Annotated in this window: 12 protein-coding genes; 5 read left to right on the top strand and 7 right to left on the bottom strand. The window is 35.3% G+C overall.

Annotated elements, in window-relative coordinates; genetic code table 11:
- Nucleotides 1–50: 50 nt before the first annotated feature.
- A complete protein-coding gene (locus IRZ80_RS09445; RefSeq protein WP_194641314.1) occupies nucleotides 51–1,604 on the bottom strand; it encodes a glycoside hydrolase family 10 protein in 1,554 nt (517 codons plus the stop codon).
- 682 nt (nucleotides 1,605–2,286) lie between these two features.
- Here IRZ80_RS09445 and IRZ80_RS09440 point away from each other — a divergent pair.
- A complete protein-coding gene (locus IRZ80_RS09440; RefSeq protein WP_194641313.1) occupies nucleotides 2,287–4,218 on the top strand; it encodes an amino acid permease in 1,932 nt (643 codons plus the stop codon).
- A gap of 167 nt (nucleotides 4,219–4,385) precedes the next feature.
- Here IRZ80_RS09440 and IRZ80_RS09435 read toward each other — a convergent pair whose 3' ends face one another.
- The 3 genes from IRZ80_RS09435 to IRZ80_RS09425 form a co-directional block, all read right to left on the bottom strand.
- Nucleotides 4,386–4,931, bottom strand: coding sequence for a dihydrofolate reductase family protein (locus IRZ80_RS09435; protein ID WP_194641312.1), 546 nt, complete (start codon nucleotides 4,929–4,931; stop codon nucleotides 4,386–4,388).
- 40 nt (nucleotides 4,932–4,971) lie between these two features.
- Nucleotides 4,972–5,499 (bottom strand): DUF6398 domain-containing protein, encoded by a 528-nt coding sequence (locus tag IRZ80_RS09430; RefSeq protein WP_194641311.1) that lies wholly within the window; start codon nucleotides 5,497–5,499, stop codon nucleotides 4,972–4,974.
- Between the two features lie 679 nt (nucleotides 5,500–6,178).
- On the bottom strand, nucleotides 6,179–7,165 hold the full coding sequence (locus IRZ80_RS09425) for a WG repeat-containing protein (protein WP_194641310.1): 987 nt from the start codon (nucleotides 7,163–7,165) through the stop codon (nucleotides 6,179–6,181).
- 532 nt (nucleotides 7,166–7,697) lie between these two features.
- Between IRZ80_RS09425 and lpdA the strand changes: the two genes are divergently transcribed.
- Entirely contained in the window at nucleotides 7,698–9,101 is a 1,404-nt protein-coding gene (lpdA, locus tag IRZ80_RS09420; protein ID WP_194641309.1) for a dihydrolipoyl dehydrogenase, read from the top strand.
- Between the two features lie 177 nt (nucleotides 9,102–9,278).
- Here lpdA and IRZ80_RS09415 read toward each other — a convergent pair whose 3' ends face one another.
- Nucleotides 9,279–9,653, bottom strand: a complete 375-nt coding sequence (locus IRZ80_RS09415) for a DoxX family protein (RefSeq protein ID WP_194641308.1) — start codon at nucleotides 9,651–9,653, stop codon at nucleotides 9,279–9,281.
- Nucleotides 9,654–9,968: 315 nt separating this feature from the next.
- Between IRZ80_RS09415 and IRZ80_RS09410 the strand changes: the two genes are divergently transcribed.
- From IRZ80_RS09410 to IRZ80_RS20975, 3 genes are all read left to right on the top strand, one after another.
- Nucleotides 9,969–11,255: an anthranilate synthase component I family protein gene (locus IRZ80_RS09410; protein ID WP_194641307.1), complete on the top strand. Its 1,287-nt coding sequence runs from the start codon at nucleotides 9,969–9,971 to the stop codon at nucleotides 11,253–11,255.
- 273 nt (nucleotides 11,256–11,528) lie between these two features.
- The gene (tilS, locus tag IRZ80_RS20980) at nucleotides 11,529–12,836 is read left to right on the top strand and encodes a tRNA lysidine(34) synthetase TilS (protein ID WP_228520854.1); all 1,308 of its coding nucleotides are present in this window, start codon (nucleotides 11,529–11,531) and stop codon (nucleotides 12,834–12,836) included.
- 9 nt (nucleotides 12,837–12,845) lie between these two features.
- Complete coding sequence (locus IRZ80_RS20975; RefSeq protein ID WP_228520853.1) at nucleotides 12,846–14,867, top strand: protein-disulfide reductase DsbD family protein; 2,022 nt, start codon at nucleotides 12,846–12,848, stop codon at nucleotides 14,865–14,867.
- 74 nt (nucleotides 14,868–14,941) lie between these two features.
- Here the strand turns inward: IRZ80_RS20975 and IRZ80_RS09400 are convergent, their stop codons facing one another.
- On the bottom strand, nucleotides 14,942–15,481 hold the full coding sequence (locus IRZ80_RS09400; protein WP_194641306.1) for an NADPH-dependent FMN reductase: 540 nt from the start codon (nucleotides 15,479–15,481) through the stop codon (nucleotides 14,942–14,944).
- Between the two features lie 192 nt (nucleotides 15,482–15,673).
- On the bottom strand, nucleotides 15,674–16,999 hold the full coding sequence (locus tag IRZ80_RS09395) for an ammonium transporter (RefSeq protein WP_194641305.1): 1,326 nt from the start codon (nucleotides 16,997–16,999) through the stop codon (nucleotides 15,674–15,676).
- Nucleotides 17,000–17,494: the final 495 nt, after the last annotated feature.

Here is a 17,494-nt window from a genome sequence, read left to right as displayed (position 1 = left end):
AGTTTAATTTTTTTGTAGTTAAATCATATTTAATCAACTTTAAACAAACTTTATTTCATTTGCGTTTCAGTTTCAAGATCAACCCCAGTTTCAGGACTTTCGTTGGCATAATAATCGATGTAAGTAAATGCAAAAGCAGCTTTACCAATCATTTTGTAAGCAGGGACTTCAATGCTGAATTCGTTATTTTCTTCGGTAACAGCAATTTTTTCTATGATTTGAGTGGCATCATTGGTTTTTATTTTGGACGAATTTTTAGCGCCATATACAACAATGTAGCGTACTTGTGCTGGAAGATTCGGTTTTTTAAAAGTAATATAATAATTGTCAGAATCCTTGGAGATTGAATTAATCAGCAAAGTTTCGGTAAGTGTTTTTTTAAAGTTGGGAACAGGCAGCGGCAGGGCAGGATATTTGTATTGGTTCTCTTTGAGATATTTTACCACATCCTGATTTTTATTGATAAACCATTTGGCACTAAAAAAACCATTTCCCTGCACATTTGGATAGTTTCGGGTAAGGTCAATCTGATTCGTAATTTCGTACATGTTATTCCAGTGTTTATCTGAATCTGATCTGATTTTATAAGAACTGTTTCCAATGTATAAGGCAGTATTGACAGGTACATTCTCAGACCACCATTTCATTAATTTGGCATACGAAGCTGTCTTGTGGTCAATACTCCAATACAATTGCGGAATAATATAATCGATCCAGTTGTTATTCATCCAGTCCACAGGATCAGCAAATAAATCATCATAATTGGTTTGTCCTGATTGTGTATCGGAACCTTTTGGATCAGCCGATTTATTGCGCCAGACACCAAACGGGCTGATACCAAACTGCACCCACGGTTTTAGTTTTTTAATACCAAAAGAAATATTTTTGACAAAAGCGGTTACATTCGAACGTCTAAAGTCTTCCAGAGAAAGACCGTTGCCATATTTTTGGTACGATGCTGTATCATTAAAATCAAGCCCTTTTATTTTGTATGGATAGAAATAATCATCAAAGTGTACAGCGTCAATATCATATTTAATTACCACTTCTTCCACGATTGCAGTTAAATGTTTTTGAACTTCTGGCAGCGCAGGATCGTAGTAATATTTACCGCCATACTCAATCATCCAATCGCGATGTTTATTATAATCATGATCAATACTTAAGTTTTCGGTTTTTAAATCCATTGTAGCGCGGTACGGATTCATCCAAGCGTGAAATTCAAAACCGCGTTGGTGGCTTTCTTCGATCATCCATTGGAGAGGATCAAAATTTCCGGCTGGGGCTTTTCCTTCAGATCCAGTTAAATAACGGGACCAAGGTGCTAATATGGTAGGATATAAAGCATCGCCTACTGAACGTATCTGTACAACGACTGCATTATAGTTAAGTTTTTGATACGTGTCTAAAATCTGGATAAAATCAGCTTTTTGCTTTTCTACCGAATCGCCGCTGCTTTTTGGCCAGTCAATATTGACAACGGTAGCAATCCAGACAGCTCGAAATTCATTTTTAGGATGCATCTCTCTTTTTTGGGCAAAACCAAAGACAGTAAAAAACAGGAGATATATAGTTGGAAATAACAGAGATTTCTTCAAAATCATTTTAATCTTTTTATAAAGAAATCAAAAGTAGTTTTTTTAGCTAAATTTATTAAATTAATTGCCAATAAATTTGGATTAGCGCTCATGTTTTGGATTATCTCTAAAATGAATAATAGTAATGTGCCTTATCCTGCTATCCGCTGTAGCTCTCCATTAGAACCCTTTTTTTACTTTCCCGTACAGGAGCTTCCGCTGGCCGCTCTGTAAAGGAAGTAAAAAATAGTGTTTTAATAAAATGAAAGCACTTACAAAAAAGTATTTAATTTTTGTAATTTAATTGCATTGCAATTAGCCAGCTGAACTTCAAAATTGGCATTGCGTTTCTAAAAGATTATTGTTTTCTATTAAAGTTTTTACAGCTGTTTCAGTATCTAAAGATATTTAAGAGAAAATAATGTTTTTTATATGATTAATTACAATTTGTATGTTATTTAATACTGCTTTTTTAAATTCAAAAATAAATTATATTTTATTTTAATGTTGGTTTTAAATATGTATTTGACTTTTTTTGGATTTAAAAAGGAAAATATTTTTTTTAGATCTCAAATATTGTAAAAAAATGAAATTTTGATTTTAAAGATTAAAGTTTTTATATTTGGACTTTATTGTTTTTTCTTTTAGATAGAAAAAATGTTGAAAAAAATGCAGCTTAACAGTGGTTTCTAACGATAAAATTAACAACATGGCATTAAAAGGACTTTTTAGAAAAAAAACAGTTCAGGATATTTTAAAGCAGGTCGAGAAAAATAATTTAGAAGGGCATGAAGCGCTTGGAAAACATCTGACTACGAAAGATTTAACTGCTTTTGGAATTGCCGCTATTGTAGGTGCCGGTATTTTTAGCACGATTGGGAAAGCCAGTTTTGATGGAGGCCCAGCTGTAATTTTTCTGTTTTTGTTTACTGCTATTGCCTGTAGTTTTGCCGCTTTTGCTTATGCTGAATTCGCTTCGATGGTTCCAGTTTCGGGGAGTGCCTATACGTATTCGTATGTAGCTTTTGGAGAATTAATTGCATGGATTATTGGCTGGGCTTTGATAATGGAATACTCCGTAGGAAATATAACCGTCGCCATATCTTGGAGTGATTATTTTACGGGACTGCTCTCCAGCGGAGGGATAGATTTACCGCAATGGGTACAGATGGATTATTTAACTGCTTCCAATGGTTTCAAAGATGCTGCTGCTTTGATGGAAGGAGGGAAGTCTTTTGAAAATTTAAGTGCAGGACTTCAAAATGCATATACTGCTTGGACAACATCTCCAGTAATTGGTTCTTTTCATTTTGTTGCCGATTTGCCCGCACTTTTAATCATCGTTTTGATTACAGCATTGATTTACCGTGGAATGAAAGAATCCCGGAATGCCAGCAACATAATGGTTGTAGTAAAACTTTGCATTGTTTTATTGGTAATCGCCGTTGGTATATTTTATGTTGATACAAAAAATTGGCATCCGTTTGCGCCAAATGGAGTTTCGGGAGTGCTAAAAGGAGTTTCGGCAGTGTTCTTTGCTTATATTGGTTTCGACGCTATTTCGACTACTGCCGAAGAGTGCAAAAACCCGCAGCGTGATTTGCCAAGAGGGATGATGTGGGCAATTATTATATGTACCGTTCTTTACATCGCCATTACATTGGTGCTTACCGGAATGGTAACTTATGATAAACTGGATGTTGGCGATCCATTGGCTTTTGTTTTTGATCAATTGGATTTAAAATGGATGTCGGGAATTATTGCCGTAAGTGCTGTGGTTGCAATGGCTAGTGTTTTGTTGGTTTTCCAGATGGGACAGCCGCGTATCTGGATGAGCATGAGCCGGGATGGTTTACTGCCTAAGAAATTCTCTAACGTGCATCCGAAGTTTAAAACGCCATCTTTCGCAACAGTTGTGGTTGGTTTTGTTGTTGCCGTGCCAGCATTGTTTATGAACCTGACGATGGTTACCGATTTATGCAGTATCGGTACTCTGTTTGCCTTTGTTCTGGTTTGTGCAGGTGTTTTGGCTTTGCAGAACAGAACTGATATTCCGAGAGGAAAATTCAAAACGCCTTATATTAATTCAAAATATATCTTTCCATTATTGATTGGAGTTTCTTTGATCATAGCTTTTACTTATAACAAAAAAGCAACTATGGATTTTATTACCAATGAAACCAAAATCAATGCACCAGAATTTATCATCACTTCCATAAATAAAGATGAAACTCAAAAAGTATATGATTACTTGCTGCATATTGAAGGAAAAACAAGTGTGACCGAGAAAATGGATGCTGAGCATTTGTTAAGCCAATATCAGGAAGATGATGCTAAATATGCTACTGTAGTTGCTGGCTTGCCAATTTCGGATTCTATAAAATACGAAAGCGGTTTTGATTTATTCAAGCACAAAATTCCGATGTGGATTTTCTTATTTGTGGTAGTTGGATTGGTATTTTGGTCTTGGAAAGAGAACTTGTCTTTGATTCCGCTTTTGGGTTTAATCTGCTGTTTGTATATGATGGCTGAACTTAGTGTTTGGAACTGGATTTACTTTACCATTTGGTTGATAATTGGATTGGTAATTTATTTCGGTTTCAGCCGTAAGAATAGTAAATTGAATTTAGATAGAGAGTAGGTTTTTTTAAAGAATATAGATGATAGAGGAAAGAAAATAGACTTTGACTTTGGGAGAGTATTATAAAACGCTGCTGGAAATGCTTTTCAGCAGCGTTTTTGTATTATGGAATTGCTAATTTATTAAGGAGATATAATGGAATGGTACATCTGTTTATTGTGGTGAATTTATCTTGAATATTTTAAAATCACTCCGCCTGTTGTAAGCTGTTGGGTTGAAACAAGAGATAGATTTTTAGGAACAATGCCTTCTCTGAATAGTGGCTGTCCATTGCCTAAAAGAACTGGTGCAATGCAAATTCGGTATTCGTCAAAAAGATCGTCATTTATAAAAGTCTCTGAAAGGTTTGCACTGCCAAAAACATACATGTCTTTTTCTCCTTGTTCTTTAAGTTTTTTAATTTCGGCAGCAGCGTTCTCACTGATAAGCGTTGTGTTGTTCCAATCGGCAGATTTTAATGTTTTGGAAACAACAATCTTTGGAATTCCATTCATCAAATCGGCAACTTCGCCTTCTTCGTTAGTCCAATAGGCTGCCATTCCTTCATAGGTTACTCGCCCGAATATAATGCAATCCGCAGCATTTAATTGTTCAATGCTTAATTGTTCAAGCTCTTCTCCATAAACAGTACCATTAAAGAATAAATCCCAATTTTGGTTTCCTTCAAAGCAGCCGTCGAGGGTCATTACGTTCCACATTATCAGTTTTCTCATTTTGCTGCTTTTTTAGAAATAGCTTTTTGCTTGTATATTTCTATTTTGTTTGAAAATGAATATCTTCACCTTTTGCCCTTGCCTTTCTGACCATTTCTTGTAAATCATTTGGCAATTCATATATAGAAACAAAAAAATCATCTACCGCTACCATTTCGTTAAAATCATCAAACATTGTTGTTATTTGATTGAATGGGTGTGATTCCATTATATTTTGTGTAGAAAACTCAGAATCAAAATGAGACAGTTTCAACATATCCCTAATTTCACGGGCTTTATTAGATACTGTTGCGTTTTTTGTTCCAAAGTAGTCGCTGATTTGATTTGCAGTGACATACGGTTCAAACGATTTGTCAAATAAAAAATTTATTGACCCTATGGCATAAATGACAGCTGCTGCCCAAATCTCAATTTTTCCTCTTTGAAAAGGGACATCTCTTTTTCGTCCAAGTTTTTTGATTAATTTTTCACATAGCTGGAAGTAATCGTCATCTAATTTTTGAGCGCAAAACGCTCCTGTCAGTTCTAGAAGTTTTTCTTCTATTTGTTTTATTTCTTGTTTGGTCATATTGTTCTTGCGTATTTTTCAATATTTTTAAAAGTATAAAACTAATAAAAGTCCTGACTTTTTCAGGTAAATTTTATTAAAAATGTGACTGTGACTTTTTTTAGAAAGAATTGAAATTAATTGGTTTGCAAAGGTTTTGCGAAAAGAGTCGGGAGACTTTTTGATTGATTTATGTTATTAGGTGCATTAAAAAAAACGCAAAGTCAGTCCCGAAAGCTTTCGGGATTGTGGAGTTTTTGATGACGACTTTTGTACATTTGGAAGAGTTGGAACCCGTTTTCGAAAGGGTATTTTGTTTGCCCACATCATTTATCCCAAATAAGCCCATGGATTACGTTTTGAACCCCATTTTTGGGGTTGTACAACCCCAAATTTTACGTCTCGAACTCTAAAATTGGCGTTTTGAACCCCATTTTTTAGGTTGTATAACCCCAAATTTGGCGTCTCGAACCCCATCGATGGGCTCTTTGACGTAAAATTTGGGGTTTTTTACTGTTTTTTTGCGTGATACGCATACTTGGTGGGGTGTGAGAACACTTCCTATTCTAAATCATTCACTGAAAAAGTCGGGAGACTTTTGACGGTTTTCTTGTTTTGGCTTGTTTTAATTGCTCAACTTTGTGGGAACGGATTGCAAATCCGCTCTATCGTTGCCGACATATCCGAGCGATAGGGCTTTTTATTTAATAATCCCAATATATCCTACTTCTCCATTCAATATTACCTCTGCTCGTCCATTATGAAAACTTTCCGCTTTGTTAAATTCAGGTTTAATAATCCATTTTCCGGTTGTGTCCATAAAACCCCATTTTCCGTTTTGCTCCACTCCTGCAAGACCTTCAGAAATAGTCAACACGCAATCATAAATAATTGGAACTATACAATTGCCTTTTCGATTTATAAATCCCCATTTATCATTTTTTCTTACTCTCGCTAAACCCTCAGAAAAACTATTAGCAAAATCATATTGGAGTGGTATTACTTGATTTCCTTTCCTATCAATAAATCCACAGCTTTTATCTTGACTAAAACCTTGGGCATTTTTGTTTATATGTACAGTTGCCAATCCCTCGGAAAATTCATCTATCCAATCATATATTGGTTTGATTACCCACTCCCCAGACTTATTTATATAGCCAAACTTATAGCCCTCCAAAGCTCTTGCTTTCGCCAATCCGTCTTTAAATTTATACGCAATACCCCGAAATTTTGGCTTGATTCGCCATTCTCCTTTTTTATTTATATAGCCAACCAATCTGTTTTTTGCAACACCTGCCAATCCCTCAGAAAATTTTACATAACAATAATCAAATGGAGGATTTCCATCAAATACAGGTTGAATGACCCATTTTCCCTTTTTATCAATGAATCCTAATTTATTATTTTGTTGGGCTGCGGCTAAGCCTTCAGAAAATTCTCCTATAATTTCAAATTGAGGTGGTATTACCCATTTTTCAGTAGTGTCAACCCCCCCCCATTTGCCATTTTTGTCTCTCACTCCGGCAAGCCCTTCAAAAAAAGGAGTGCGTGAAAATCCGCATCCAAAGGTTATATTCATAGTAGTTGATGGTGTTGTTACCCATCTCCATGTTACATCTCTTTGCGATCGAGCAATGAATCCGCTAGATAAGAGAATAAAAAAAATAGTGGTTTTGAGTATTTTCATAATACATATTTTAAAAAATGACACGTCAAAAGTTCTTCCCAAATTTTTTGATAAATATTTTTCTTTTAAACAACTGCAATTTATATAAATAACAACTTATATCAGTATAATAGAACCAAAATTGGATAGATTGTACTCCTTTGGAACAAAAACTAAAAAACTATATAGTTATTGTTTTTATTAGAAATTATCATGCAGACTTTTAATATGTTAACTTTTTGAACTTATTTAATTGGTTTTGTTATGAAATACAAAAGCTCCTAATCTAGCCCCGAAATGCAAATCCTTATAAACCGGGGTTCGGTTTATAAGATTGTAATGTAAAGCGGGACAAATCTTGTGATGAAAAGCCAAATTTCTGCTCCTAAAAATAATTAAGAATCGGTTTACTGAATTTGGTTGAGTTATTTAAAGGGTTTGTGGGGAATCCTTGAAGAAATCGTTATAATTCGAACAAAAAAGCTTAAATTTTAAACTTTAAACAAAACATTATTCCTTACTTTTGCTTCACTAAAAATATAAAAAACATACTATGAGTTCATTTGACGTAGTCATTATAGGTTCTGGGCCAGGAGGATATGTTTCGGCTATCCGTTGTGCACAATTGGGTTTCAAAACTGCAATTATAGAAAAATATTCAACTTTGGGCGGAACTTGCTTAAATGTAGGCTGTATTCCATCTAAAGCGTTGTTGTCGTCTTCACATCATTATGCTGAAATTAAGCATTTTGCCGATCACGGAATTGAAGTTTCTGGAGAGGTAAAAATCAATTTGGAGAAAATGATTGCTCGAAAACAAGCAGTTGTAGATCAGACATCTGGAGGAGTTAATTTTCTGATGGAGAAAAATAAAATTACCGTTTTTAATGGTTTGGGTTCTTTTGTGGATGCGACTCACGTTGCTGTTGCAAAAGCGGATGGAACGTCAGAAACTATTGAAGCTAAAAATATAATTATTGCTACCGGTTCGAAACCATCTTCTTTGCCTTTTATCAAAATAGACAAAGAAAGAATCATTACTTCAACAGAAGCTTTGGCACTTAAAGAAGTTCCGAAACACCTTGTTATCATTGGTGGTGGTGTGATCGGGATTGAATTAGGTCAAGTGTATTTACGATTGGGAGCTGCCGTTTCGGTTGTGGAATTCATGGACAGAATTATTCCAGGAATGGACGGTGCTTTGTCTAAAGAATTGACTAAAGTGCTGAAAAAACAAGGAATGAAATTCTATACTTCGCACAAAGTACAATCGGTTGAGCGCAAAGGTGATGCCGTAATCGTTCAGGCTGAAAATGCAAAAGGTGAAGTGATTACTCTGGAAGGAGATTATTCTTTGGTTTCTGTTGGCCGTCGTCCTTATACTGATGGTTTGAACGCAGAAAATGCAGGAGTTAAAATTTCGGATAGAGGGCAAGTAGAAGTGAATGACCATTTGCAGACTTCTGTTCCAAATATTTATGCTATCGGTGACGTGGTTCGTGGTGCAATGCTGGCTCACAAAGCGGAAGAAGAAGGAACTATGGTTGCTGAAATTCTTGCTGGTCAAAAACCTCATATTGATTACAACTTGATTCCTGGTGTGGTTTACACTTGGCCAGAGGTTGCTGCTGTTGGACAAACTGAGGAGCAATTGAAAGCTTCGGGAACAAAATACAAAGTGGGAAGTTTTCCTTTCAAAGCTTTAGGACGTGCTCGTGCGAGTGCCGATCTTGACGGATTTGTAAAAATCCTTGCTGATGAAAAAACAGATGAAGTTCTTGGTGTTCACATGATTGGTGCCAGAACTGCTGATTTGATAGCAGAAGCGGTTACTGCGATGGAATACAAAGCTTCTGCCGAAGATATTTCCAGAATGTCACATGCGCATCCAACATTTGCGGAAGCCGTAAAAGAAGCAGCATTGGCAGCAACGGACAACAGAGCTTTGCACGTATAATAGAAATGCACTGAGGATTTTTACAGCGGTAAATCTTTATAATTTTGCACAAAAAGCGACTCGATTTAAATCCGAGTCGTTTTTTTTGTTTTTAATCAGAGGTGAATTGTTTTTTGCATAAAAAATCACCTTATCTATTAATTTTGAGATGGATGATTTCTTTTATAAAAATGCTAATTACGCTTTGAATAAGCTTTTATAATTTTTCCAATAACTGTAGATTAGAAATAAATTACCCGAGAAAACAAAGATAGCTAATGGTATTCCGTTTGGATTTAGGAAAAAATTTATGAATAGTATATTTATGCTGACGGGGAGAACCATAATATTTGACAAAGTAACATACTTTCCTGTGATAAATGAAATGCCGCATAATAATTCCACCGTTTTAACCATTGGCATTAAATAGACTGCAGAAATTAAGCCCAATTGAAAAGCTTTAAAATCTCCGCTGCTTGAGAGATCTGGCATTAAATTAAAAAAATAGGCGAGGGATACTAAAACTAGCAATAAGCCAATTATTGTACGGATAAAGAAAGTAGCAGTTTTCATATTTTTTATTTTTTTTGGTTAAATGTTTAAGTGATAACTCAAGGGCAGCGGGAGTTGCTGCTGTAATGCCTTATTCATCCATTTACCATTGATAGTTTTTAGAGGCGGAAAAACTAAGTCCTTAATCTTCATAACAAATTTAGTTAATTTTTTTATTAATCTTTAATTTTAGAGTCTTTTTATTGTGAATAATATCTTAAAATTGAAGGTGTTATGTTTTTTGTCATTGATTTCTTGTTTAGCAGTTTTGTAAAACTTCTGCTTGAGAAGCGATATTTTTTGTTGTAATTTTGAATTTCATAAACAGATTGATTTTTGAGAACTTCTATTTACAAATTTATTGAGGATCCAATAGCTTTTAAGCGAAAGCTGGTGAGCTGGGGACAGCAGTTTCGGGAAATAACTTTTCTGGATAGTAATTCATTTTCCGATGAATATTCCAGATTTGATTGTGTTCTGGCCACTGATGCTTTTACTTCTATAAAAACCGATTATGATAATGCTTTTGATGATTTAAAGCAATATCAGCAGACAGCAAAAGACTGGTTATTTGGTTATTTGGCATATGATTTAAAAAATGATACAGAGCATTTAAAATCCGATAATTTTGATGGTCTGGATTTTCCGGATTTATTCTTTTTTCAGCCTAAAAAATTATTTCTGCTAAAGGAAGATCAGCTGGAAATTCAGTACCTCAATATGTGTGATGATGAAATTGAAGAAGATTTTGAAAACATCATTAATTACAAAATTGAGACAAATGTTCCTGCTGATGCCGTTTTGATACAGCAACGGATCTCAAAGCAGCATTATTTAGATAAAGTTTCTAAATTATTAGCTCATATTAATCAGGGAGATGTTTATGAGGTTAATTTCTGTATGGAATTTTTTGCAGAAAATGCCAATATAAATCCTTTGGAAAAATTTCTGAAACTTAATGAAATTTCGCAGGCACCGTTTACCGTTTTCTTTAAGAATAACAAGCAGTTTCTGCTTTCTGCCTCTCCTGAAAGATATATTAAAAAAGAAGGCGATATTCTCATTTCCCAGCCTATAAAAGGAACTTCAAAACGTTTTTTAGATCCTGTTGAGGATGAACTGTCTAAAAATAATCTGGCACAAGATCCTAAAGAAAGAGCAGAGAATATCATGATAACCGACTTGGTTCGTAATGATCTGTCGCATACCGCTCAGAAAGCATCTGTTATTGTAAAAGAGCTTTGCGGAATTTATTCTTTTTTGCAGGTGCATCAGATGATTTCTACGATCACTTCCAAAATGGATCCGAAATATGCACCCGTCGATGCACTCAGAACTACATTTCCTATGGGGAGCATGACTGGTGCTCCTAAATATGCTGCTATGGAAATCATAGAAAAGCTGGAGGAGACCAAACGCGGTTTGTACAGCGGTGCAGTGGGATATTTTTCGCCCAATGGAGATTTTGATTTTAATGTTGTAATCCGCAGTATTCTGTATAATCAGGAAAAGCACTATGTGTCTTTTTCGGTTGGAAGCGCAATAACTTCGCTGTCTATTCCTGAAAAAGAATATGAAGAGTGTCTGCTGAAAGCAAAAGCGATGCATGAGGTTTTGCAGTGAATGGCTTGATATGATATCTTATAGCTCTTTAGTGTATTTGTCTTTCACGTTCTAAGAAAGCTATCTTGAATTGCATAAACCAACACTAATTAATTTGTGCAATTTGTGGCAAATAAATACGCTCAACAATCTTTGCAGGCTTTATGTAAGCTAATCATATTATAGAATTTAAAATTCATAATTCATAATGGTTTATTTATTCCACGCATATTTGCGTTATCTGCAGACTATTTTGTAATTTTTGGATTAAATAATAATCAGTATTTTTGATGTATGAAAAACATTCTGCAAAACCATATCGATAATGAAATCCCGTATTTGAAGAAAAAAAAACTGCTTCTAGCCGTAAGCGGCGGTTTGGACAGTATGGTTTTATTGCGTTTGTTTCAGGAACTGCAGTATGATATTGCTATTGCTCACTGCAATTTTCAGCTTCGGGGAATGGAAAGTTTTGGAGATCAAAAATTTATTCAAGACTATGCAGATGCAAATAGAATTCCAATTTTTGTAACACAGTTCGATACACAGGCTTTTGCAAAAGATTATAGATTGTCAACACAGGTTGCGGCGAGAGAATTGAGATATAATTGGTTCTATGAACTGTTAGAAGCTGAAAAATTTGATTACCTGCTGACAGCCCATCATGCCGATGACAATCTGGAAACTTTTTTGATAAATCTCACGCGGGGAACCGGATTGGAAGGACTGACCGGAATTCCCGTGCAGAATAACAGAGTTGTAAGGCCTTTACTGTTTTTCTCCCGCCAGGAAATTGAAAATTATGCTATTGCAAATGCTGTTGAATGGCGTGAAGACAGCAGTAATGCCTCTGATAAATATGTGCGGAACAAAATCCGTCATCATTTGATTCCGGTTTTAAAAGAGCTGAATCCTAATTTCATGACCTCCTTTCATAATACCGAACGCTATCTGCAGGAATCTCTGGCAATGGTTGAAGATGCAGCTATTATGGTGTATCAGCAAGTAGCAAATGAAGTGGGTGATCAGATTCATTTTGATTTAAATCAATTGATGAAACTTCCCAATTATCAGTCGTATTTGTACCAATGGCTTAAAGAATTTGGCTTTACAGCTTGGGATGATATTTATGACTTGGTTCACAGCCAGTCCGGCAAGCAGGTTTTTGCTGCTGATTTTCGTTTGCTGAAAGACAGAGATTCTCTTATTTTATCGCCGATTGATGAAACTGAGGAAGTGGAGTTTTTGATTGATGAAAGTACGAAAGAAATTAAGATTCCCTTAAAAATGGCCTTTTCTAAAGTTACTGCCATTTCTGTTGCTTCAAATACAGTTATATTTGTGGACGCTGATCAATTAGTGTATCCATTGGTTTTGCGAAAATGGAAAACAGGTGATGCATTTATGCCTTTTGGAATGGGCGGAAAGTCAAAAAAAGTGAGCAAGCTTTATAAAGACGAAAAACTGTCTTTAATCGAAAAAGAGAACACCTGGCTTTTGTGTTCCAATAATCAGATTGTCTGGGTCATTGGAATAAGAGCAGACGAAAGATTCAGAACCATAAATTCGACCAAAAACATACTCAAAATAGAATTAATTTAGAAACTGATAATGAAGAAAATACTTTTTATACTGTTTGCTTTTCTAGCTTTCACCAAAGCAGATGCACAAGTTCTGGATCCTGCAAAATGGACAACATCTATTGAAAAAAAATCGGAAACTAATTACATTTTAACTTTTAATGCCGTAATCGAAAAGGATTGGCATATTTATTCACAGTTTACTCCAGACGGAGGACCGCTGCCTCTGGAAATTATTTTTAAAGACCAAAAAGGGAATTTTGATTTAGTAGGCAAAGCCAAAGAAAGCAAGACAACTAAGGCTTTTAACGATGTTTTTGGTGTTGATGAAATTTTCTTTCATGATAAAGCTCAGATTCAGCAGGAAATAAAGCTTATAAATACTAAAGTTACAGCTATTCAGGCAGAATTGAATTATCAGATATGTAAAGAGGTTTGTATCAATCTGGAAAAGAAATTTACTTTCAAAATTCCAGGAGCGGCAGCAACAGCAGTGACAACAGAAAAGCTAGCCGTTACAGATACAAAACTTGATAATGTTAAAACTGATACGGCAGCTGCAATTACCGTAACTGCAAAAGAAGATATAAAACCGGTTGAAAATAAAACTGCAGAGCAGCCAAAACCTGCCACAGAAAAAGGATTATGGTCGATTTTCTTTATAGCTTTCTTCTCTGGATTTGCTGCGTTGCTCACACCTTGTGTGTTTCCTATGATTCCAATGACGGTTAGTTTTTTTACTAAGCAGAGCAAAACTAAAGCAGCAGGAATTAGAAATGCCATTATTTATGGAATTTCAATTATTTTAATTTATGTACTGTTAGGGTTTGTTGTTACTTGGATTTTTGGGGCAGATGCATTGAATGCTCTCTCTACTAATGTGTATTTCAATATTATATTCTTCGTTTTGCTGATTGTTTTTGGAGCATCATTTCTGGGAGCTTTTGAGATTATGCTGCCTAATTCATGGGCGAATAAAGTAGATAGTCAGGCTGATAGAGGCGGAATCATTGGTATTCTGTTTATGGCATTAGCTTTGGCAATTGTTTCATTCTCATGTACCGGGCCTATTGTTGGGACACTTTTAGTTGATGCGGCTTCCAAAGGGGGAATTGCTCCGATAATTGGGATGTTTGGGTTTTCATTGGCATTGGCTTTGCCGTTTATGCTTTTTGCAATGTTCCCGGGATGGCTGCATTCGTTGCCAAAATCAGGAGGATGGCTTAATACGGTAAAAGTAGTGCTGGGATTTTTGGAGCTGGCTTTTGCTTTTAAATTTTTATCGAATGCTGATTTAGTTTTACAATTGCATTTGCTGGAAAGAGAAGTGTTTTTGGTAATCTGGATTGCTGTTTTTGGAACATTAGCTTTCTATTTGTTCGGAAAAGTAACACTGCCTCACGATAGTCCGTTAACGCATATTTCGGTTGGAAGATTGTCATTAGGGCTGCTGGTTCTGTCGTTTACAATTTATCTGATTCCCGGTCTTTGGGGTGCGCCGCTTAAACTGATAAGTGCTTTTCCGCCGCCAATGGAATATAGTGAAAGTCCGTTGGGTGTTGGTGGTTCTAACGCTGGAAATACTGCTTTGCCCGAAGGAGCGAAATTAGGGCCTAATCAAATTGTGGTGTTTGATGATTATGACAAAGGACTGGCATATGCCAAAACGGTAAACAAACCTATAATGCTTGATTTTACAGGGCATGCTTGTGTGAATTGCCGAAGAATGGAAAACAATGTCTGGTCAACAGTAAATGTGCTTCCGATTCTTAAAAATGATGTTGTGGTGATTTCCCTGTATGTTGATGACAAAAGACCATTGCCTAAAGACGAGCAGTTTACATCCAAATCCACAGGGGCAGAAATTGAAACGATAGGCGATAAGTGGACTGATTTTATGATTTCTAAATATAATACTAATACACAGCCTTTGTATGTGCTGACTGATTTGCAGGGAAATAATCTGAATGAAAAACAGCCAACAATTAGTTATGTAAGCGTTGAAGAATATGAGACTTGGCTAAAAGCTGGTATTTCAAATTTTAAGAAATAATTTTAGATGCAAGATTTATAAAAGCATTCCACTAAGAAGTAATTAAAAATTAGCTTTTTGGTGGAATGTTTTTTTTAAGAGAGATTTACTAATGTTGTAAAAGCATCGATAAATCTTAGTAAATCTTCTTTTGTTTTGTCGTCTGTGAGCTGTCCTTGCTCGTTAATTTTACCTTTCGCGCCTTGAATCAATAAAGTAGTCTCATCAGTGAATTTGGACATCAAAGTTCTCATAATAAGCTGTAGTTCTTCGTGTGCTTTTTCTCCGCTTGCAGAGGCAGTTATAAGTCCAGTTGGCTTGTCTAAAAAAACAGTTGTCGAAACACACCATTCAATTGCATTTTTTAATCCGCTTGGGATGCTAAAAACATATTCAGGAGTACATATTAATAAGCCATCAGCTTTATTAATGTTATTTCTGAACTCAGTTATTGCTTCAGGTGGGCTGTCTGCTGAAAGTTCCGGATCAAAATGAGGCAGTATTTTCAAATCTTTAAATACAGTAAAACTGAAAACGTCTTTAGTTAAACGGATGAAAATATCAGTTAATTTTTCGTTTACAGAATTTTTACCGGCACTTCCAATTAGTATAAAAATATTTTTTCTGCTGCTCATTGCAATTTTCTCTGGTTTATTTGTTTTGTGGCGTATGTGTTTCTATGCCAAATATTTTTGTATGGCTTCTTTTGGCTAAGATAACAGTTTATTGAAGAAAATTTGTAAATAAAACATTGGCAGATAGGCATAAAAAAAACACTCTGAAAATAAATTCCAGAGTGTTAATTTGTAGTATTTGATATTTGACTTTTATAAATATTCTCCGTGTTGCGAGATGTCTAATCCTAGTTCTTCTTTTTCTTCAGTAACTCTTAATGGAGTGATTTTATTCACAATAAAGAATAAAGCGTAAGAAGCAGTGAAAGCAAATATAGAAACGATAACTAATGCTTTTAATTGAATTAAAAACAAAGTAGGATCTCCGAAAATTAAACCTTGGTTATCACCCACGATTGGGTTAACAGCTTTTGAAGCAAAAACACCAGTTAAAAGCATACCTACCATACCGCCGACACCGTGACAGGCGAATACATCCAAAGCATCATCAATTTTTCCTTTAGGAAATTTGCTTACAACAAGATTACTTACAATACTTGCGATGATACCTATTGCCATAGCGTGAGGAATGCTTACAAATCCGGCAGCAGGTGTGATAGCAACTAATCCAACTACTGCACCGATAGAAGCTCCCATTGCAGAAAGTTTGTGTCCCATAATTTTATCTAGGAATACCCATCCCATTGCAGCAGCAGCAGCAGCTACAGTTGTAGTTCCTAATGCCTGTGCAGCAAGACTTCCAGATCCTACAGCAGAACCTGCATTGAATCCAAACCATCCAAACCATAATAAACCAGTTCCTAATAATACATAAGTAATACGGGCAGGGTTAGTCTTTTGAACTTTTCTTTTTCCTAAGAAGATTGCTCCAGCAAGAGCAGCCCATCCAGCACTCATGTGTACTACAGTTCCTCCTGCAAAATCCAATACTCCCCATCCAAAGAATAATCCGTCAGGATGCCAAGTCATGTGGCATAATGGAGCATATACAACTAATATAAATAAGACCATAAATAATAGGTAGGCCCAAAAACGAACTCTTTCTGCAAAAGCTCCCGTAACCAAAGCCGGTGTGATAATCGCAAATTTAGCCTGAAATAAAGCAAATAAAATCATTGGGATTGTCGGAGCCAATTCCCAAGCAGTGTTGGCGCTTACATTATTGAATAATAAGTTTGAGGACGGATCTCCGATAATACCTCCAATTGACGGTCCAAAGCATAATCCAAATCCAATTAGAACCCATAATACTGTTACCACGACCATTGCCATGTAGCTTTGCAGCATAGTACTGATGACATTCTTTTTGCCAACCATTCCTCCATAAAAGAATCCAAGTCCTGGCGTCATTAATAATACGAGGGCGGTTGCTACAATCATCCACGCTGTGTCTCCTGTGTCTAGTTTTAATTCAATAACATGAGCTCCTAATGTTTTGGATTCACTAAGAAAATGAATTGAAAAAATGGATAATACCAGAATTGTGATAAGTATCACACTTAAAATAATTTTTCGCATAGTTTTTTGATTTTAATTTTTTATAAATGTATCAAATGATTTAATAGCTACCAAAAAATAAGGGTGTAATGGGTTATTTTTACAAATATTCTATTTAGCACCCCAATATTTTGAGGGGTGTTTATTTTTTGAAGCAAAAAAGAAGAATGTGTTAATGAAGTTTTAAGTTTTTTTTAAGGTTTGTATTTTAATTAACAATTTTTGGGTGAAATAATCGCCTATTTTGGCAATTCAGCGAACATTTTGTTAATGATTACTTAAAATTGTTTCAAAAAGAAGATTGTTTAAATGTGGTTTAATCTTCCTTTTTAGGGAGGTTTGCAGGGGAAGAGGAGGTGTTTTTTAAGATTCAGACGCTTTATCATTATACTTAAATTTGTTAAATTTATTTAAAAAATGTTAAATAGCGTTGTTTTTTTATACTTATTTATCTGATTTATAGTGTTTTATTTGCTGTATGCGTTTTTGAATGAGTCTTTGTTGTCTGTTCTGAGA

The organism is Flavobacterium sp. HJJ (genome assembly GCF_015351475.1).
Lineage (GTDB): Bacteria > Bacteroidota > Bacteroidia > Flavobacteriales > Flavobacteriaceae > Flavobacterium > Flavobacterium marginilacus.
Note: the sequence above shows the minus strand (reverse complement) of the source record. Positions and strands in the feature narration are given on the sequence as shown.

Coding starts and splice junctions, on each gene's coding strand:
- IRZ80_RS09445 (WP_194641314.1), bottom strand. CDS start 1,604: ATGATTTTGAAGAAATCTCTGTTATTTCCAACTATATATCTCCTGTTT.
- IRZ80_RS09440 (WP_194641313.1), top strand. CDS start 2,287: ATGGCATTAAAAGGACTTTTTAGAAAAAAAACAGTTCAGGATATTTTA.
- IRZ80_RS09435 (WP_194641312.1), bottom strand. CDS start 4,931: ATGAGAAAACTGATAATGTGGAACGTAATGACCCTCGACGGCTGCTTT.
- IRZ80_RS09430 (WP_194641311.1), bottom strand. CDS start 5,499: ATGACCAAACAAGAAATAAAACAAATAGAAGAAAAACTTCTAGAACTG.
- IRZ80_RS09425 (WP_194641310.1), bottom strand. CDS start 7,165: ATGAAAATACTCAAAACCACTATTTTTTTTATTCTCTTATCTAGCGGA.
- lpdA (WP_194641309.1), top strand. CDS start 7,698: ATGAGTTCATTTGACGTAGTCATTATAGGTTCTGGGCCAGGAGGATAT.
- IRZ80_RS09415 (WP_194641308.1), bottom strand. CDS start 9,653: ATGAAAACTGCTACTTTCTTTATCCGTACAATAATTGGCTTATTGCTA.
- tilS (WP_228520854.1), top strand. CDS start 11,529: ATGAAAAACATTCTGCAAAACCATATCGATAATGAAATCCCGTATTTG.
- IRZ80_RS20975 (WP_228520853.1), top strand. CDS start 12,846: ATGAAGAAAATACTTTTTATACTGTTTGCTTTTCTAGCTTTCACCAAA.
- IRZ80_RS09400 (WP_194641306.1), bottom strand. CDS start 15,481: ATGAGCAGCAGAAAAAATATTTTTATACTAATTGGAAGTGCCGGTAAA.
- IRZ80_RS09395 (WP_194641305.1), bottom strand. CDS start 16,999: ATGCGAAAAATTATTTTAAGTGTGATACTTATCACAATTCTGGTATTA.